Genomic DNA, 18,863 nt, shown 5'->3' with positions numbered 1-18,863 from the left:
AAGTATGCTTATATTTTCGGCTGGAAGTGTGGTGGATGCAGTACCAGTGACCAAGGAAACTGGTAACATGTGATACATAATCAAAAAGGAGGAAAAAGTGAAATGAAGCTACACGGAAAGAAAGCACTGGCCTGTTTTTCAATGCTGCTGATGGTATTAAGCATAATACCTTCAGGCGCACTTGCCAATGAAAGCAGCTCCCGGAATGCAACAGATATATCTGACCTTGCAGAAGGTAAATTCAAGGGAAGAGGACATGGGCCAATGGAAAAGCCATCTCTGGAAATGCCGGAGTTTGAAACTGAAGAAGAGGAATTCGAGTATCTTAAAGAGATGATGACCAATGTCACGGAGATGAGGATCGAAAGAACAACTTCCATAATCGAGGACATTGATGAGATTGGAGATGAGAACCTTACTGCAGAAAGCCTTGAAGAACAACTGAGCGAACTGAAAACACTCCTTGGGCAGATCAACAGCGCAACAACCCTTGATGAACTCAAAGAGTTCATGTCAGAATCCATGAGAATGGGACCAGGCCGAGAAATGAGAGGCAAGGGGCCGGGAATGGAAATGCCGGAGTTTGAGACTGAAGAAGAACAGCTCGATTTTGAGAAAGCAAGGACTGAAGAATCAGTGGACAGGATGATTGAGATGCTGGAGAACACCACACTCGAAGAGACAGATCCAGACAACATCACAAGCAAGGATATTGAGGCAGTACTGAGCCAGCTTGAGGAAATCAAGATAAAGCTCAGCAATGAGAATCTGACACTGGAAGACATCAAGGAGGTCAGAGAGAGCATGTCCGAAATAATGGACAGCGTCAGGGAGATTCTGCCGGCGCCTGTAAATGAAGGAAGGCACGGGCCGCGACTACGTGGAAGCCAGGAGGAAGTAGCCGCATAGTCTGAAAGCACCTGATCGGGCAATGTGTAATACCAACTGAAGAGACGGGGTCACTGATCCTGTCTCAACACCACATGGCTCATTCCGAGGATTATCTATGAGACAGATAGTAAAAAGGGTCAGCATGCCAGTCACAGTACTGCTGCTGCTATTAAGCGTGACAATGAACGGGGCATATGCTGCAGATGATCCGGCAGCAACGGATGTCCCATACATGGATCTTGATAAGATGAAGAACAGAAGTATTGAGATTGTGGATATGAATATCGAATCTCTCAATGCCATGCAGTCTGACGGGAGCCATGAAGGTCTGGAGGAGTCCATTACCAGCCTTCTTGCACAAATGGAATCGTTGAAAACAGGATTTGAGAATGCGGAAGACGAGGAAGGACTGAAAGCAATAATGGAGGACTTCAGGACGGTAATGCAGGATGCTCCCGAAGAGATAAGGACAGAGCTTATGGGAAACGAACAGATGGGAGAAACTGGAAGAGGTAATATGTCCGTGGGAAACAACACCATGAGAGGTCCCGGCGGAGAGGGCAGTTCCCAGGGCGGGAACGAAAGCATGGGAGACAGAAACTTCAACGGTGAGAAAAACGCCCGGAGATATACGGGAAACGAATCCACAGGTGAAGCGAACAATGGATTGTTATCAGGTCTGATCAGCAAGATCAGGTCAATTTTCGGTTGACCTTCCTTACTACGCGGATCAGGAAAGCAGGTCGTAGGCGGCATATTATGCACCTGCCTGCACCGCCTTTTCCTTAGTGCCGGAATAAGGACTTAATTATTGTTTGTATACACCCTCACCGGTTACAAGCATACCGTTCACAGAGACCCACCCTTCCTGTGGGCCTGATAAAAGGATATTCATCCACTCATTGTAGCTGTTCCACTGCCAGCCCAGGATCCACCACTCATTGTATCCTGTCATGCTAATGGATATCTCTACCAGGGCATCCGGAGAGCTTCCATATTCTGCATATATCCGGCTCTCATAATTGCAGATATCCTGCGAACTGTTGAGATTATATTTCGGAAGCAACACCATCTCATCAGCAAGAGGGTTCCTTGTATCTATGATGTGATCAGCAGGCACCATCGCTGCAAAATAGATAGATTCCGGCACGGGCGTTTCATCTGAGTATCCATCGGAGACAACGGGCTCTGCTTCCTGAGAAGGAGCATCATCCTCAGATATGGGCACAGGAAGGGGGCGGAACTTAGGCTCTATGCTTTCAGTCTTTACCGAGAGCATGAGCCCGTGCTCCGTATCCACCAGTGCGTACTCCCACGAAGGATCATCATTATTGAAATCATGCTCTATTATATAGTGACCTACAGAAGACGTGTTGTTCGTCACCGGCAGGGGAATGTAGAGAGTGACATTGCTCAGTGCTGAGTCCGTAGTGAATGTGACCTCATAATCATAACTGCTCTGGAAGCTGTCCTCATACATGTCCTGCTTCTGGCCTTCCCACCACAGAGAAAGCACTCCTGCGGACAGTGCCAGTATCAGGACAAAAGCAAGCAGTATTCTGTGTAACTTTTTCATTTTATCGCCCTCCAATGCTCAGCAAGAGCTGATCCTAAGGAATACAGTTATTTCGCCAAGACAAATATAAATAAGGTATGTAACCTTCTAACAGCAAGATATAACTCTACCTTTTTATAATACACAAGCGCAGTTTTTGCATGGACTGTCTAGGAACAAGAGGAAGTACAACAGGCGATTGAATGAAGATCAACAACAAGGAAGACGTTATTAAGGCCATTGAAACGCATAATGTAAAGTTCATAAGGCTGCAGTTCACGGATATCCAAGGAACGGTAAAGGATGTGGAAATCCCCGTAACACAGATAGAGAAGGCATTGACCGCGGGAATTTCCTTTGACGGATCCTCCATTGAGGGAATGGTAAGGATACAGGAATCAGATATGGTGCTCAGGCCCGATATCAGAACTTTCGCGATCCTTCCATGGGGAAGAAATAAAGGCGTCGTTGCCAGGATGATCTGTGATGTGCACCTCCCGGACGGCAGGCCCTTCGAAGCAGACCCGCGCTATGTCCTCAGGAAGGTCATGAAGGAAGCGGAAGAGATGGGATTCCAGCTTAACGTTGGTCCTGAGCTTGAATTCTTCCTGTTCGCCAAGGAGAACGGAAAGGCCACCACAATACCTAATGACTACGGCCGCTACTTTGAGTTTGCACCCACCGACCTTGCCGAGGACATCAGAAGGGAGATCGTGCTCACTCTCACAGACCTTGATTTTGATATTGAGGCCTCTCACCACGAATGTGCTTTCGGGCAGCATGAGATCGACTTCAAGTACGGCGATGCACTCACGACAGCCGACAATGTCGTGACTTTCAAATATGTTACCAGGACCATTGCAAAGATCCATGGCATACATGCCACATTCATGCCAAAGCCCATCTTTAACGACAGCGGCTCCGGAATGCATGTCAACCTGTCGCTCTCAAAGGATGGAAAGAACGCTTTCTATGATCCTGACAAGGACATGCAGATAAGTGATATTGCAAGGTATTTCATTGCAGGTGTGATGGAACACATAAAAGCGATCTGCTGTATTGCTAATCCGCTTGTGAACTCTTACAAGAGGATAGTTCCCGGCTACGAGGCGCCCGTATATATCACATGGTCAGGTGCGAATCGCAGCTCCCTCATCCGCATACCCACACCGCGCGGCAACAGCACAAGGACAGAGCTCAGGAGCCCGGACCCTTCCTGCAACCCCTACCTTACTTTTGCATCAATACTGGCTGCAGGGCTTGAAGGTATCAGGCAGCAGAAAATGCCTGCAAAGAGCGTGGATTACAACATCTTCGAACTGACAAAGGAAGAACTCAAGGAAAGGGGTATCGAAACCCTGCCGGGCACACTTAACGAGAGCGCGGACCACCTTGAGAAGGATACATTCCTCAGGGAGAAGCTCGGAGCGCATGTGCACGACAACATCCTCAGGCTTGCAAGGGCCGAGTGGGATGCATACCGCGTGCAGGTGCATGATTGGGAGATCGAGCGATACCTCAATACCGTCTAAATGAATGATACCGGATCTTGTCATCAGGGAAACAACTGAAGAGGATTATTGCAGGGTCCTGCGTTTCATCGAGCTTGTTGACGGGGACTTCTGTCCCCCTCTGAGCCAGAGGGGAGACGGAGGTATTCCTGCGAGGGTCAAGGAATCCCTTTCAAAGGCCAATTCCAATTATGTGGTTGCACAGCTCACACAGCCGGACCCGGCAGACTTCCTGGAGGGCCTTGTTGCAATGGTCGGGTTCACCCGGAAGTGGCAGTACCAGGATGATGCCTATATAAACTTCCTTGGCACGCATCCTTCTTATCGTAAACAGGGAATAGCGGAGCTGCTGCATGTAAGACTTGAGGATATGCTGTTTGAGAGAGGAGTTAACAGGCTCTATCTTTGCACATGGTCCGGTAACAAGGCAGCTATCCGATTCTACCAAAGAATGGGTTATGGCGTCTATTCCGTCATCCTCAATGACAGGGGCAGAGGCATCAATACCCTCAACTACAGGAAAAGGCTAGGTGCAAAACAATAATATAAGATGATGATATCGACTAAGGTTTAAGATAGTCCGCCATCTTGTATATCGCAACTGCAACGATGCGTTTCTATCCACAGCGGGACATGACTGAAAACTGATATTTGCGGCCATATCGCGTGAAATGTAAAAAACCGGACACGGATACCCTTTGCATGGTTAGGTAGAATAGAGGAAGTGTTGGGTACCGTGCCCGCTAAACCAATGTCCTATTTCAACATTCCTCTGGCATCCTCTCCATTTTCTTTGCGGAAAGCCTTTTGATGGATTCCATGTTCACGCCCTTTTCAAGAGACAGCTTGCCGTTCCCTATCGCACTGGTGACGAACTGCCTGCCTGTGGGGTTTCGGATTATCAGGGTTGTATAGCCCTGAGGACTTCCGATGGAGCCTGCGGAAATATCTGAATGGAGGGCGGTCAGGTCCGTACATATCTTACAGCCCGGGCGCACACAGTCGTCCACTTCATTGAGGGAAAGGACCGTAAGCGAGCCGTCCTTCAGTGTTATTTCCAGCTTGCCTTTCACATCGAAACGGGTGATATCCAGAGGATCGAGATTCTTTTGTGCAATGAGCTTGTCCTGCACGAGTTTTTCATAGTCGAAGGTCTCTGTACAGAATAGGCCCACGACAAGGCGGATGTATTTCCTGAAAGGCCTCAGCAGGTCAAGGTCGCTCTCACGCATCTGGTGGATCGCCTCCACCACGCACGGGACCCCGACGACCGCAACGTTGGTGAACTTACGGTTGATGATGGCCTCTTTCAGGGACGCGACCAGCGGCACCCACCAGTTATAGCGGCTTCCGGCATGGTGTATGAGAGCCTCGTCGGATGTTATCACGGCTGACGACGGCCGCAGGGTCCACGGGTCTTCCACGACCGTTACCACTGCGTCTATCATACCCTGCTCCAGCGCGCTGGCAAGTATCGCTGTTACCGCGCCGCCACTTTGTTTCCTTGGTATGCCGAACTCTGCCTTTGCAGAAACTATGTCAATATAGCTGCCTATCAGTTCAGGGGTGGTCCTGTGCAGCCGGGGGCATACCTTGTAGCATGCACCACAAGGCACGCCATCGTTCACATCCTTGCAGTAGCCACTGTTGAGCGGATGTGCCGATTCTTTGCCTGTTTTGAAGTAGATGGCATCGGCAGGGCATACGGCAACGCAGGCCCCGCATGAGGCGCACTTGCCCGTCTCCCATACCTCCGCCTTGAGATCAAGATAATTATTACCTGCCATGTGATCACTCCCATGTGTACTTGCCTGCAAACGGTCTGCTGCTTGCAGGTACTATGCGCGTGTAATTCGTATCCATGAACGGGGCTGGATCGACCTCAATACGTTCACAGAACTCCTTTATCAGAGGCGATAGGCGCTTCTGGTCGTCCTCGGTGAAACGGACCTTCCTGGCCCCGACACCAAGCAGCCTGTCTTCCACATCTCCGCGGATGATTATCTCGCCGCCGTGGATGCCACTGCCGATACCTCTGTCCTCCAGTGCGGTCTCGTGCCCTATTCCGAGAACAAGGATGATCCCGCCTGCCATGTATTCTCCCAGGAATGCATGAGATGTGCCGCCTATTGCAAGCACGGGGCGCTTCTGGCTGTACTCTTTCATATGGATACCGCCCCTGTATCCGATATTGCCCCTGACGAACACCTTGCCTCCGCGCATGCTGTGCGCCACCGCGTCACCGGCACTGCCGTGGATGACAATGGTACCGTTGTCCATTGTGTTTCCCGGCGCATGCTCGCAGTCACCGCGCACTATACACTCAGGGCCACTCATGAACATCCCAAGGTCGCCTCCCGGCACGCCGTTGATGGTTATCCTGACATCGCCACGGAGACCGTTGGCTATGAAGCGCTGTCCCAGGACATTATCTATCACGATCTCCTTTACACCTGAGGCCACTGCCTCGCGTATCATCCTGTTCAGAGGCGTGTAGTGCATGCCCTTTGCGTCAATGGCCATTGTTTCCATGATATCAGGCCCCCACAGGGTCTACCTTCAGGACGTTCAGCATGCCTTCGTCCAGCATGTAGCCGCGCAGTCTCTCGCGGTTACCACGCAGGCTTTCAATACTGTTGATCCCTGCAGCACCCATCAGCTCGCTCAGTTCCAGGGTCCAGGCATGGATAAGATTTGCAACATGCTCCGCGCCGACATCAGTATCGATGCGGCTGACCAGGTCAGGCCTCTGGGTAGCGATACCCCATGGACAGAGTCCCCGGTAGCAGTTGCCACACACCCTGCATCCAAGGGCTATGAGCGAAGCTGTGCCTATGTAGACGGCATCCGCGCCAAGTGCTATGGACTTTGCAAGGTCCGCACTGTTGCGGATACCTCCGCTTGCTATCACGGATATCTCGTTCCTTACGCCCTGGTCATTCAGCTTCTGGTCCACGGCCGCAACTGCGGCTTCGATCGGGATACCAACGTTGTCCCTGAACACCTTCGGGGCTGCACCGGTACCTCCTCGGAAACCGTCAATTACAACCGCGTCGGCTGAAGATCTGGCAATTCCTGCAGCTATGGCTGCCACATTATGGACAGCAGCTATCTTGACAAAGATAGGCTTCTTCCATTCCGTGGCTTCCTTAAGGCTGCGCACAAGCTGTGCAAGGTCCTCGATGCTGTAAATATCATGATGAGGGGCAGGGCTTATGGCATCCGATCCAAGAGGGATCATGCGTGTACACGAAACATCAGGGCACACCTTCTCTCCAGGAAGGTGGCCCCCGATACCTGGCTTTGCCCCCTGCCCGATCTTTATCTCTATTGCCGCACCGCGCTCCAGGTAGTTGATGTCCACACCGAAACGTCCGGATGCGACCTGAACAATCATATTGTTCTGGTACGGATAGAGGGACTCGTGCATGCCACCCTCACCGGTGCCCATGAATGTCCCGGTCTTTGCTACTGCCTTGGCCATGCTGAGCTGTGCGTTCAGGCTGATGGCACCATAGCTCATGTGGCCTATCATGATGGGAGTCTCCAGCTTGAGATTTGGGGCCAGTTCGGTCTTGAGCTCTATATCGCCCTTGTCATCCCTTGTGAACTCAAGCCTTGCAGGCTTCTTCCCAAGGTAGGTACGCAGCTCCATGGGCTCCCTCAGCGGATCGATGCTCGGGTTCGTTACCTGGCAGGCATCGAGCACCAGCCTGTCAAAGATAATAGGATAATCCATCGCGTTACCCATTCCGGCCAGGATGATCTTACCTGTGCGGGCCTGGTTTATTATATCCTCACGGGCCTGTGCTGTCCAGAGAGGGTGACTGCGGTAGTCCACGGGCTTCTCCTGAAGGGAGATGGCATCCCTGGGACACATGGAAATGCAGCGGTGGCAGGCAGTACACCTGCGGGAGTCGATCAGGATCTTATCGTTCTCTATCCTGTAAACCCCATATGAACAGTTATCAACGCAGCGCATGCACTTCATGCATTGGTCGCGGTCAATACTTATCCTGTACTTAAGCGGAACACTACCCAGGCTCATTGTACAACCCTCCCTACTACGGGCTCGCCTGCCCTTGGCATATATATTGCGTTCACTTCCGGGTCCATCACACGGATGGCTGCCTCCTCGCTGGAAATGTAGAGACGTGAGCCGTTCTCTCCAACCACAAGAGGGCGAAGCTTTATCCTGTCAGTGAATCCAACAATGCCCTTGCTCGTTGCAACCACGATGGCGAAGGGTCCGTTCATGAGCGCCGGACCATATGTAAGGCGCAGGGTACGCTGAAGCTTCTGCTCCTTCTCGGGCATCCGGTCTATCTCATCCCAGAAATGTGGTGCCAGGGCTTCTACGACCATCTCGGAAGGAAGTCCGTGACGCCTGCCCAGGAGGTCGAACAGGTAAGCTACAACCTCCGTATCGGTGAACATGGTACACTTGTAGCCGTTACTTTCAACGTAACGCTTGTTGGTACCGTAGGATGTGATCTCACCATTGTGTACAACCGCCCAGTCAAGCAGGTTGAACGGGTGCGCGCCGCCCCACCAGCCTGGCGTATTGGTCGGGTAGCGGTTGTGTGCAAGCCAGATATAACCCTTGTAATCCTCTATCCTGTAGAAATCCGCAACATCCTCCGGCCATCCTGCCGCCTTGAATACTCCCAGGTTTATTCCGGATGAGAAGATGAGAGCTCCGGGGATGGTAGAGTTCACGGTCATCACAAGCTGCTTAACTATATCCTCTGCAGGGTTATTGCTGCCTACTATGAAATCGGTATATGGCTTATAGAAATATCTCCAAGGGATATGCTCCTTCTTCAGTCCCGGCTGCTCGTATGTCGGGATCTCTTCCTGATGGACTATCCTGCCCCACTTCTGGAGCACTTCATCTACCTTGGACTTGGGTTCTATAAGATTATCGAAAAACACATGAATAGCATAACAATCCGGATAATCAGGGTATATGCCATAGGCTACATATCCTGCTCCTTCTCCACTTCCTCTTTCGTTCATCAGACTCAGGGCCCTCTTAATACTGGAACCGTCCATTCTGGCCTTGGTCCGATCGATAACGCCTATTATTCCGCACATGTTTATCACTAGGACTATGTTTTTGGACCCCTGTAATCAACTTCACGCCAGACCAAACCATGCAACGGCCAGCGGAAGGATGGGATTCCGTCATCACAAGTATAATTTAAGGCGGCAGAAAACAATGCCGCCTTTACTCTTCAACCGGGTAGAACAGGGATGTACCCTTATTCTGTTTACAGTATGCTCAGATAGTTCTCTATCTCCCATGGGTGGACAATTGTCTTGTAGTCATCCCATTCAGTGTTCTTTGCCTTGAGGAAGCTGTTGAAGGTGTGCTCGCCAAGGACGTTCTTCATGAACTCGCTTTCCTTCATGATGTCAAGTGATTCCCTCAGGCTGCCTGGCAGGGATTCGATGCCCCTCCTTGTCTTCTCTTCCTCGCTGAGCTTGAAGATGTTGACGTTAGTTGCCTCCGGTGGCTCTATCTTGTTCTTTATACCATCGAGACCAGCGTGCAGCATTGATGCAAATGCCAGGTAGGGGTTGCATGCGGGGTCAGGGCACCTGAGCTCTACCCTTGTGCCGATTCCTCTTGTTGCCGGTATGCGTATGAGTGCACTCCTGTTGGATGCGGACCATGCTGCATAGATGGGCGCCTCGTATCCCGGAACGAGTCTCTTGTAAGAGTTTACTGTAGAGTTGGTGACAGCTGCGAACTCTCTTACGTGCTTGAGCAGACCGCCGATGTAGTATCTGGCAGTCTGGGAGAGACCGTCACTGGTTTCAGGATCGTAGAATGCGTTCTTACCGTCCGTCATGAGGGACTGGTTAGAGTGCATGCCTGATCCGTTCACACCGTGCAGTGGCTTTGGCATGAAGGATGCATAGTAGCCCTGATGATAAGCAACTGACTTGACCACATACTTGAAAGTGACAACATTGTCAGCTGTGGAGAGTACATCGCCGAACCTGAAGTTGATCTCGTGCTGTGAGGGTGCAACTTCATGGTGGGACGCCTCCAGCCTGAAACCCATGTCAACGAGTGCAAAGTCGATCGCTCTCCTTACATCCTGCGCAAGGTCAAGGGGGGCAAAGTCGAAATATCCGCCGTTGTCCGTGAGCTGGGTTGTTGGCTTGCCATCAGCATCCAGCTTGAACAGGAAGAACTCAAGTTCAGGACCTACGTTCATTGTATAGCCCATCTTGTCGGCTTCTGCGATAGCTCTCTTCAATATGAACCTCGGGTCTCCTTCGAAGGGCTTGCCGTTAGGCCTCTTGACATCGCCAATGATACGTGCGACTGCGCCTTCCTTGGGTCTCCAGGGGAGTATCCGGAAAGTGGACGGGTCCGGCATGAGCACCATGTCAGATTCTTCGATCCTGGTAAAGCCCTCAATGGATGAACCATCGAACATTACACCGTTCTTGAAGACATTCTCAAGGTCTGTTGCAGGGATCGCCCAGCTCTTTACCATGCCCAGTATATCTGTGAACTGGGTCCTTATGAACTTCACATCACGTTCTTCTACTATCTTCAACACGTCTTCGACGGTCGTGGGCTTTGGTATTGATTTTGAGTTTACCATACAACTACTCCTCCATTCTAGGGGTGTAAGTAACCCATTACCTACATTCATCTATATATAATTTTCTGTGGCTGCAATAATTAGATTAGATCTGCCCCCATAAATAAGTGAGCAATATTCGCTAATAAACATTTATTCAAAAACAGGATAGTCCCACGCCAGGCCGGCTGAGGGTCGGTCAGAAAGCCTTAAAGTCAGCCATGGCACTTATCACGGAACTTCCTGTCCACATGTCTAAAATAGAGAAATGCCGGAAACTGGCTTCTTAACTTGCCGCAAGACTGGCGAGCATTCCAGGCAGGCAGTCTAATTTATATCCCAACATAGGAATATGAACATAGGATGTCTGAACCCACTCACGATAATACCAATCTTCTCAACACTATGAAGGCTGCCTGCAGAGATACTCTCAGATGCATGCAGTGCGGCGTGTGCAGCGGCAGCTGTCCTTCCGGCAGGCATATGGCAATAAACATCCGCAGGCTTGTAAAAAAGGCTGCCAGGACCGTCGATGTCCTGAAGGACGAGCAGTTGTGGATGTGCACTACCTGCTATAACTGCCAGGAGCGTTGCCCCAGGAATATTGATATCGTGGAAGCAGTGTTCTCATTGAGGTCCATTGCTGTGCACGAAGGCATCATGCTCCCGGAGCACGGCAGAGTAAGCGGACTATTGATCCGGCATGGCCATGCAGTGCCCATAGATGATGAGCGGAAGAAACAGAGAACAGAACTGGGGCTCGACGAGATACCCCTTACGGTGCAAAGCTGCCCTGAAGGCCTTGAGGAGGTCAGAACCCTGCTGAAGTCGTGCGGGTTTGACAGGCTCACGGGCGACAGGGATAAGAGTAATGCAAAAACGGAGACGGCATGAGAGGACTATCACTTTTTCTTGGCTGTGTGATCCCAAACAGGTATCCGGGAATAGAGATGGCAACCAAGCTATGCCTGGCAAAGATGGACATTGACTGCGTGGAACTTAAGGGCGCTTCCTGCTGCCCTGCACCGGGCCTGTTCAGGTCCTTTGATAGGACAGCCTGGCTGGCTCTTGCAGCCCGTAACATAGTACTCTCTGAAGAACTGGGCAGGGACATACTGACAGTATGCAATGGATGTTACAGTACCCTCGCAGATGCCAACCGCATCATGAAAGATGACAAAGCCCTCAGAGAGCAGGTCAACAGGCACTTGGCAGGGATAGGCAGGGAATTCAAAGGCAGCATAGAGATCAGGCACATCATAGAATACCTTCACCGGGAACTGGGGCCGCAGGGTATCGGGAAGCATGTTGAAAGACCCCTGGACATACGGGCGGCCGTGCATTACGGATGCCATCTTCTTAAGCCCTCCAGGGAAAGGGGCCTGGGCAGTTTCGAGCGGCCGGAGTTCTTTGATGAACTGATAGAGTCCCTGGGAGCCACAAGTATTGATTACCCTGACAAGACCGAGTGCTGTGGCGCAGGAGGCGGAGTCCGTTCTGCACTGAAGGAGGACTCCCTGCGACTTGCGCAGCATAAGCTTTCAAGGATAAAGGAGGCAGGCGTGGACTGCATAGTCAATGCGTGTCCCTTCTGCCACATGCAGTTTGACCTGGGGCAGGAGGAGATACGGAGAATTACAGGTATCGAGTATAACATACCTGTGTTGCATTACACCCAACTGCTGGGGCTTGCACTCGGATTCACCCCGGACATGCTGGGCATAAACCTTAATGTGATAAAAAACAATACTTTCGTTCAAAGAATTGAAAATGGACAGTAAAAGAGGCGTTCCCACCAACAACTTTAAAATGCAAGATGCTATTACACAATACCGCACAGTGAGCGTGTGGCCTAGTCAGGATATGGCGGCAGCCTCCTAAGCTGCAAGCCGAGGGTTCAAATCCCTTCACGCTCGCCATTTTCTTCTTTTGGGACAATCGCAACGGAGATTGAGAATTGACAATAAGGAAAGCAAATGTTCAGGATGTTCAGGCGATAAAGGACATAATAGAACCTTACGCTAAAAAAGAGATCATGCTTCCCCGGCCTTTAAGTGAACTATACGAATCCATCAGGAATTTCTACGTGTGCGAAGAGGACGGAGAAATAATAGGATGCTGCGCCCTGCAGGTAAGCTGGCAGGATATGGCGGAAGTACTTTCGCTTGCGGTCAAGCCCGAACATACCAGACATGGTATTGGGTCCATACTTCTGGACGCGTGCCTGAACGATGCCCGGGAACTGAAGGTCAACACAGTCTTCACACTAACATACGCCGTACCTTTCTTTGAGAAAATGGGCTTCAGCGCGGTGGACAAACATACACTGCCCCACAAGATATGGAGCGGCTGCATAAAATGCCCTAAATTCCCCAACTGTGATGAAGTGGCCATGATAAGGAAGCTCTGAAACCCTGTGAAAGCCATTCATTAAGAAAGTGTTTTTTCAAGGTGGAGGGTAGTACCCTCTTCCCGGACTATTGTGAAACCATATCCAAGATACATCCCTATTGCAATATGCAGCGACGTATCGGTCTTCAGGGTGATCTTCCCGTACCTGCCTTCCGCACAGGAGAGGGCGCTGCGGAAAAGAGCGCTGCCAATCCCCCGGCCCCTTAGGTCCTTACGCACGTATACCCTCCTGATCTCGCAGGCGTCTGATCCTGTCCTCCTTACTGCAGCAGTCCCTGCCAGTTCGCCGGATTCCAGCGCTATGAAGAACGCTCCGCCGTCCTCAAGATAGCTCGCCGGGATGTCCTCAAGATCAGAATCTTTCACGGGATCGTATGCAAATCCTTCCTCCTCCAGCACCCCCAGTACCAATGACCGTACACTGCACGCATGGTCATCTGAAAAAGGAACTATCGTGGTGAAATGTATTCCCCCGGATGCTTAAGGAAGTCCGTCACAATGGCATGGAACGCCCTGACACCTGTAATAAGGATATCCTCATCGATATCGAAACTGCTTGAATGGTTACCTTCGAGGATGCCCTTCTCAGGGTTCCTTGTACCAAGAATTGCAAAGATGCCGGGCACCTCCTGCATATAGAGTGCAAAGTCCTCTGCGCCGAATATCCTGTCAGGGGCCTCATTGACCTTAAAATTGTTCTCCCTGAGCACTTTTATAGCAGCCCGCGCGAAAGTCTCATCGTTCATAAGCACAGGATAACCTGGTTCCACATCCAGTTCATACCCCGGAAGACCTGAAAAAGCATCCTTTGAATGTCCTGACACCAGCCTGTCAAGAATGCCCCTCATTGTACTCTCGATCTGCATGGAGTCGTTATCATCAAAGGTCCTGAAGCTTCCGTCCATCTCAAGCTCATCCGGGGTCCTGTTGAACTGGGTGCCGGAACTGAGGATACCTATCCCAAGAACAAAACTTTCAGCACCTACCTGCATGGGCAGTTCGGAGTAAAGGTTTGTGATAAACTCGGAGCCTATCAGTATAGGGTCTATACAGAAGCCGGGATTTGAATGATGCCCACCTTTTCCGAATATGTGCAGTCTGAAGCGGTTGGAGCTTGCCATGCAGGGACCAGGCCTGATATTGAGGACACCTGCTTCCACATCCCCGAATATATGAAGACCTATCAGTGCATCCACACCTTCAAGGCCGCCCTGAGATATCACCCGCCGGGCACCCCCGGGAGGGACCTCTTCTGCGGGCTGGAATATCAGGCGCACAGTGCCGTTGAAACTGTCCTGCTGCTCTTTCAGCAGCCGTGCCGTGCCAAGCAGGATAGCCATGTGACCGTCGTGCCCGCAGGCATGCATGACACCTTTGTTACCGGATATGTACTCTTTGTTGGACAGGGTCAGTTTCTCCGTTACTGCGAGGGCGTCCATATCAGAACGGATGGCTATGCATGGTCCCGGACCCATGCCCCGGATATCAGCCGTCACACCGGTATCGGCTATTTTTTCGCTGCCGATTCCCAGTTCTCCGAGAACAGACATAATTCGCTCCTGGGTCCGGTACTCAGTATAGCTCAGTTCCGGTTCCCGGTGGAATTCGCGCCTCAGATCTTTTATCCATTCATCGAGGGGGATCAAAGGGTTCACCTGGTTCCATTGTGCAAGAAAGATACATCATACTGGATAGAACCCGATGTATTTAACTCATATGAGTGATTCAGAGATTATCTCAAATAACTGCATAAATACAGATGACTCAGCAAAACACCTCCGGATGATGCAAATGATTAAGACAAGGATAAGGGATTTCCTGATCACAAAGGAAGGCTGGATATTCGCGGTTTCAGACTATTTCCACCCCCATGGAATAAGATCCACACTAAGATACGTCCCCGATGAGAAGGGAGAGAGGGAATTCAATGGCGTCCGTTATAAAAAGTATGATTTTGACGTATCCTTTGATTTCATGAGAAAGAACAGGCCCGAATGGGTGGAGGATGTTCACGTCGTCCCCGAGAGTGAGATCAGGGCGGTGCTCAGGCCCCCGGAGGTAATAGACGCACTGGCCAGGTCGGACAGCAGGATAGCTGCCATCACCAGGACCCTTGAAGAGGCAGGCGTGCCCAGGAGCAGGATGGGAGTCACAGGCTCATTCCTGCCCGGATTGCAGAACGAAGGTTCGGATGTGGATTTTGTGGTGTACGGCAACCACTGGTTCACTGCAAGGGATGCCATCAGGGAAGCAAAGGCCTCAGAAGGGCCCATTGAAGATATTGACGAGGACATGTGGAGAAAGATATACAATAAGAGGATCCCCGAGATCAGTTTTGAGGAATTTGTGCTCCATGAGAAAAGGAAGGGCAACAGGGGCATGGTCGAAGGCACTTACTTCGACCTTCTCTTCGTTAGGGACTGGGAACAGATAAGCGAGCCTGTAAGAAGAGGAAAAGATGTCAGGAGAATGAAGATAGAGGCAAGGGTCACCAATGCCGATCTTGCCTTTGACAGCCCTTCGGTCTACAGGGTGGAGCACGAGGAGATAGACCACGTATTATCCTATACGCATACCTATGCCGGGCAGGCCCTTGCAGGAGAGGTCATTGAGGCCAGCGGCATGGTGGAGGAAGTAGGTAGTATCAAGAGGCTTGTAGTGGGTACCTCCAGGGAGCCGAAGGGAGAATGGATACGCTCCCTCACATTGCTGCAGGCAGAAGGTATGATATAAAAAGTAACAGAAATGAAACTATACAGGCAACCGGCGCCTTATCCGCCGCCGGTGACCTGCCCTATGTCAACGTTCTGCGGGCCCCTCTGTGAATAGCGCCGTGCAAGTTCCTCGGCGTCCACTGATTTCTCAGTCTCTTTCTTCTCTTTAAGCTCGCTTGGATCAATTATAACAAGGAAGTCGACTCTGTAATAAAGGCCCGTTGTGTCTATCTGTGCCCAGGTCCCTTCATCATCTTTCCTGACATCCAGCACCCTTCCGGTGGTGCCGGTATTCAGGTATCTTACAGCTCTTCCGGCATTTATGGGATCCCCATTGATGTCCAGGGCTTCCAGGGATTGCTCTTCGGCCAAGTGATGACTTCCTTTTGCTTATTTTTAACTTGCGACCATGTAAAGTACGTGGTCACAGCATTAATGCTTAACGATATCTGTGATGTACTCCTGGGAGATCTCACTGCGGAGTTCCCCGAGGGTCGCGACCCTTTCGGCAAAAGCATTGTGCCTGTGTATGCTTTCCTCGTTGATCTGCTTGATCGTCACAACTGCTTCATCGGGCAGGAGAGGGAAGTCCTTGACAACATTCTTGGCCATTGTGCGCACGCAGTCCTCAACGAACTTCGGGTTGTTGTGAGCCCTTTGGACTACCATGGCCTCGTCCGAACGCTTGAGAAGCTCGAAAACACTGGAGCTCATGGACCTCTCAATGATCTCGATGATCTTGTCCAGGGATACGAACTTGCTTCCTTCCACCTCGATAGAGATTATCCCGCGGCCGCGCTGGTTATGGGTTGCCATGGGCACCCTGTGCAGGAACTCAGCGATCTTGATATCTTCTATCCCTATGGCCTCAAGCTCCTTGCGCGCGTTGTCCCTCATGATCTCCTGTGCGCAGGGGCAGGCGGTCATGCCGACAACCTCGGCACCTATGAGTTTCTTGACAACCATGTTCTCCTCATCCTCACGCATGGCAATAGCTTCGGCAAAGATCTCCACGACCTCCTGGCATTCCATTTTGGTGGAGGGGGATTCTCTTTTTACCACGTATTCGCTCTTGAGGATGACCTCTGCACGGGTGGCATACTCGTGGCGGTTCAGCAGGCTCTGGGCGACATCGCTGCATAGCTGCTCGATCTCATATACAGGCATATTGACTGCCTTCTCGAGTACTTCGTCCACTGCTTCGAAGTTGCGCGAGAGGTTGGCGCCCTTCAGGTGTGAGGGAAGGTCCACAAAAATGTCAAACGTAGCTATCAGGACGATAGGGCGTCTTTCCTTTCTCTTGACCTCCACAAGTTTCTTTACGTTGGTGACACCTACTCGTGTAAGGTTAATCGGTATCTGTGGCCTGTTTGCCTGTATGTCCGGTAGTTTGACGACTGGAACTTCCATGATATTACCTCAATAAGAATAGAAATTGAACTGTGTTCAGTAATATTGTAGATACCCTCCTGAAATGGACTCATTACATGTAAATGTTGTGTTAATAGCATCCACGATTTAATTAGTTTGAAAATTATAGAGCAGATTTTCTAAAAATATTGCCTATTTGGCTGTATCGCCCTCCGGCTACTGGATAACAAATGCAGCAATAAAACAAGTAAAATTGTCTTGGTGCGGGATAGGCCACAGACAAAATCGACACACCGCTAAAAAATTCTGAAATACCCGCTATTTCAGCATTTTCCGTTACCAAAAATCGCCACATTGAGCTAAAACAGAAACAAAGGGCGACATTAAAAGAAAAATATATATACTTCATACACTAAATACGATTAGCAGTGGTAATCATATATTGATTACGAGGTGACAATATGTCTGAAACAAGAAATTTTGTGTTAAGAGACAAGAAGGGAAACGAACATGGAGTATTCACCGGAAAACAGCCACGTCAGGCTGCACTGAAGGTTGCTAACCGCGGAAAGGGAACAAAGACAAAGCCGGAAGAGATCAGGCTTCGTGAGCGCGGAACAAAGAAGATCCACGTTTTCAAGGGCTGGAGAGAGATGGTCGAGGCACCAAAGAACAAGCCGGACTGGATGCCGGACAAGATCAACAAGCCATTCGTAAAGAAAGTCGGCATTGACAAGCTGGAAAAGATCTGAACATCCAAACCCATTTTCCATGGGTTTCCTTTTTTCTGCGGCACCTTACGTGCTTTGTTAAATAAGTTTTAAATCGTTTCAGTATCTCTAATATCATTTACGGATACCGGACAGTAATGTTTCCTATCCTGCAGCAGTGCATGTAATACACAGGTAATAATATGACACTTAAACGAGAGAACGTGCTGATAGAGGCTCTTCCTTACATAAGGGAGTTCTACGGGTCAGTGATGGTAATCAAGGTCGGCGGGCATGCAATGGTCAACCCGCAGGTGATGAGCGACATCGTGCAGGATATCGTGTTGCTGAGATTCGTGGGGATCCACCCTATCATTGTTCATGGCGGAGGACCGGAGATTACCGAAAAGATGGAGCGCATGGGCAAGAAGCCCGAATTTGTAGGCGGGCTGCGCATTACCGATGACGAGACACTGGAAATTGCAAGAATGGTGCTTGTCGGCAACATCAACACGGAAATCGTTTCGCTCATAGGCAGGCATGGTGGCAAGGGCATAGGCCTGTCCGGAAAAGATGGAAAAATGATCATAGCCAAGAAAAAGCCCTTCCAGAAAGTAATGATAGAGAACGTGGAGCACGAGGTCGATCTGGGATGGGTGGGCGATACCGAAGTGATCAACACCGAGATCCTTAACATTGTCACAAGGGAAGGCTACATACCGGTAATATCCCCTATTGCCATGGATGTCAACGGCAAGGCCCTCAACCTGAATGCCGACACTATCGCTGGCGATATCGCAGCAGCCCTCAGGGCCAAGAAGCTAATCCTGATGACTGACGTGCCCGGGGTACTTAAGGACCGCAGTGATAAGTCCTCCCGGATCTCAAGGGTTACCCTTGATGGCGTGGATCAGCTCATCAGGGAAGGCGTCATCTCAGGCGGCATGATTCCCAAGATGAAGGGTGCTGCCACAGCAGTCGAGAGTGGTGTTGAGAACGTGCACATCATCGATGGCAGCGTCTCGCATTCAGTACTGCTTGAGCTGTTCACTGACTCCGGAATAGGCACGATGGTCTGCAAGGACTGAGAAAGG

Annotated in this window: 20 protein-coding genes and 1 tRNA gene; 11 read left to right on the top strand and 10 right to left on the bottom strand. The window is 50.5% G+C overall.

Features of this window, described 5'->3' with window-relative positions:
- Positions 1 to 102: 102 nt before the first annotated feature.
- Positions 103 to 909: a hypothetical protein gene (locus PV02_RS01405; protein ID WP_256621586.1), complete on the top strand. Its 807-nt coding sequence runs from the start codon at positions 103 to 105 to the stop codon at positions 907 to 909.
- Between the two features lie 97 nt (positions 910 to 1,006).
- Positions 1,007 to 1,603 carry a hypothetical protein gene (locus PV02_RS01400; RefSeq protein ID WP_256621585.1) on the top strand — a complete coding sequence of 199 codons (597 nt, stop codon included), beginning with the start codon at positions 1,007 to 1,009 and terminating at the stop codon, positions 1,601 to 1,603.
- A 96-nt stretch (positions 1,604 to 1,699) separates the two neighbouring features.
- Here the strand turns inward: PV02_RS01400 and PV02_RS01395 are convergent, their stop codons facing one another.
- A complete protein-coding gene (locus PV02_RS01395) occupies positions 1,700 to 2,467 on the bottom strand; it encodes a hypothetical protein (RefSeq protein ID WP_256621584.1) in 768 nt (255 codons plus the stop codon).
- A gap of 182 nt (positions 2,468 to 2,649) precedes the next feature.
- Here PV02_RS01395 and PV02_RS01390 point away from each other — a divergent pair, with 182 nt between their 5' ends.
- Complete coding sequence (locus PV02_RS01390; protein ID WP_256621583.1) at positions 2,650 to 3,978, top strand: glutamine synthetase family protein; 1,329 nt, start codon at positions 2,650 to 2,652, stop codon at positions 3,976 to 3,978.
- Between the two features lie 4 nt (positions 3,979 to 3,982).
- The gene (locus PV02_RS01385; RefSeq protein WP_256621582.1) at positions 3,983 to 4,501 is read left to right on the top strand and encodes a GNAT family N-acetyltransferase; all 519 of its coding nucleotides are present in this window, start codon (positions 3,983 to 3,985) and stop codon (positions 4,499 to 4,501) included.
- A 217-nt stretch (positions 4,502 to 4,718) separates the two neighbouring features.
- Here the strand turns inward: PV02_RS01385 and PV02_RS01380 are convergent, their stop codons facing one another.
- The 5 genes from PV02_RS01380 to glnA form a co-directional block, all read right to left on the bottom strand.
- Positions 4,719 to 5,744 (bottom strand): Coenzyme F420 hydrogenase/dehydrogenase, beta subunit C-terminal domain, encoded by a 1,026-nt coding sequence (locus tag PV02_RS01380; RefSeq protein ID WP_256621581.1) that lies wholly within the window; start codon positions 5,742 to 5,744, stop codon positions 4,719 to 4,721.
- 4 nt (positions 5,745 to 5,748) lie between these two features.
- Positions 5,749 to 6,489 carry a GltB/FmdC/FwdC-like GXGXG domain-containing protein gene (locus PV02_RS01375; RefSeq protein ID WP_256621579.1) on the bottom strand — a complete coding sequence of 247 codons (741 nt, stop codon included), beginning with the start codon at positions 6,487 to 6,489 and terminating at the stop codon, positions 5,749 to 5,751.
- A gap of 4 nt (positions 6,490 to 6,493) precedes the next feature.
- Positions 6,494 to 8,005 carry a glutamate synthase-related protein gene (locus PV02_RS01370; RefSeq protein WP_256621577.1) on the bottom strand — a complete coding sequence of 504 codons (1,512 nt, stop codon included), beginning with the start codon at positions 8,003 to 8,005 and terminating at the stop codon, positions 6,494 to 6,496.
- Entirely contained in the window at positions 8,002 to 9,054 is a 1,053-nt protein-coding gene (locus PV02_RS01365; protein ID WP_256621576.1) for a class II glutamine amidotransferase, read from the bottom strand. Before PV02_RS01365 ends, PV02_RS01370 begins: the two co-directional genes overlap by 4 nt.
- A gap of 176 nt (positions 9,055 to 9,230) precedes the next feature.
- Positions 9,231 to 10,583, bottom strand: a complete 1,353-nt coding sequence (glnA, locus tag PV02_RS01360; RefSeq protein WP_256621574.1) for a type I glutamate--ammonia ligase — start codon at positions 10,581 to 10,583, stop codon at positions 9,231 to 9,233.
- A 342-nt stretch (positions 10,584 to 10,925) separates the two neighbouring features.
- Between glnA and hdrC the strand changes: the two genes are divergently transcribed.
- The 4 genes from hdrC (at position 10,926) to PV02_RS01340 (ending at position 12,972) form a co-directional block, all read left to right on the top strand.
- Positions 10,926 to 11,456, top strand: coding sequence for a CoB--CoM heterodisulfide reductase subunit C (gene hdrC, locus PV02_RS01355; protein ID WP_256621573.1), 531 nt, complete (start codon positions 10,926 to 10,928; stop codon positions 11,454 to 11,456).
- Positions 11,453 to 12,343, top strand: a complete 891-nt coding sequence (hdrB, locus tag PV02_RS01350) for a CoB--CoM heterodisulfide reductase subunit B (protein ID WP_256621572.1) — start codon at positions 11,453 to 11,455, stop codon at positions 12,341 to 12,343. Before hdrC ends, hdrB begins: the two co-directional genes overlap by 4 nt.
- A gap of 60 nt (positions 12,344 to 12,403) precedes the next feature.
- Positions 12,404 to 12,481: transfer RNA gene (locus tag PV02_RS01345), tRNA-Arg, on the top strand.
- A 38-nt stretch (positions 12,482 to 12,519) separates the two neighbouring features.
- Positions 12,520 to 12,972, top strand: a complete 453-nt coding sequence (locus PV02_RS01340) for an N-acetyltransferase (protein WP_256621571.1) — start codon at positions 12,520 to 12,522, stop codon at positions 12,970 to 12,972.
- A 20-nt stretch (positions 12,973 to 12,992) separates the two neighbouring features.
- Here the strand turns inward: PV02_RS01340 and PV02_RS01335 are convergent, their stop codons facing one another.
- Both PV02_RS01335 and PV02_RS01330 read right to left on the bottom strand, forming a co-directional pair.
- Positions 12,993 to 13,385, bottom strand: a complete 393-nt coding sequence (locus PV02_RS01335) for a GNAT family N-acetyltransferase (protein ID WP_256621570.1) — start codon at positions 13,383 to 13,385, stop codon at positions 12,993 to 12,995.
- A gap of 38 nt (positions 13,386 to 13,423) precedes the next feature.
- Positions 13,424 to 14,629, bottom strand: coding sequence for a M20 metallopeptidase family protein (locus PV02_RS01330; protein ID WP_256621568.1), 1,206 nt, complete (start codon positions 14,627 to 14,629; stop codon positions 13,424 to 13,426).
- A 136-nt stretch (positions 14,630 to 14,765) separates the two neighbouring features.
- On the opposite strand from PV02_RS01330, the gene PV02_RS01325 reads away from it, so the two are divergent.
- On the top strand, positions 14,766 to 15,707 hold the full coding sequence (locus tag PV02_RS01325) for a nucleotidyltransferase domain-containing protein (RefSeq protein ID WP_256622124.1): 942 nt from the start codon (positions 14,766 to 14,768) through the stop codon (positions 15,705 to 15,707).
- A gap of 38 nt (positions 15,708 to 15,745) precedes the next feature.
- Here PV02_RS01325 and PV02_RS01320 read toward each other — a convergent pair whose 3' ends face one another.
- Positions 15,746 to 16,060 carry a DUF2098 domain-containing protein gene (locus PV02_RS01320; protein WP_256621567.1) on the bottom strand — a complete coding sequence of 105 codons (315 nt, stop codon included), beginning with the start codon at positions 16,058 to 16,060 and terminating at the stop codon, positions 15,746 to 15,748.
- A 60-nt stretch (positions 16,061 to 16,120) separates the two neighbouring features.
- On the bottom strand, positions 16,121 to 17,098 hold the full coding sequence (gene mptA / locus PV02_RS01315; RefSeq protein ID WP_256621566.1) for a GTP cyclohydrolase MptA: 978 nt from the start codon (positions 17,096 to 17,098) through the stop codon (positions 16,121 to 16,123).
- 422 nt (positions 17,099 to 17,520) lie between these two features.
- Here mptA and PV02_RS01310 point away from each other — a divergent pair, with 422 nt between their 5' ends.
- The gene (locus PV02_RS01310) at positions 17,521 to 17,811 is read left to right on the top strand and encodes a non-histone chromosomal MC1 family protein (protein WP_256621565.1); all 291 of its coding nucleotides are present in this window, start codon (positions 17,521 to 17,523) and stop codon (positions 17,809 to 17,811) included.
- 161 nt (positions 17,812 to 17,972) lie between these two features.
- Positions 17,973 to 18,857, top strand: coding sequence for an acetylglutamate kinase (argB, locus tag PV02_RS01305; RefSeq protein ID WP_256621564.1), 885 nt, complete (start codon positions 17,973 to 17,975; stop codon positions 18,855 to 18,857).
- Positions 18,858 to 18,863: the final 6 nt, after the last annotated feature.

The organism is Methanolobus chelungpuianus, assembly GCF_024500045.1.
Taxonomy (GTDB): Archaea; Halobacteriota; Methanosarcinia; order Methanosarcinales; family Methanosarcinaceae; genus Methanolobus; species Methanolobus chelungpuianus.
This window is presented reverse-complemented; position numbering and strand designations above follow the sequence as displayed.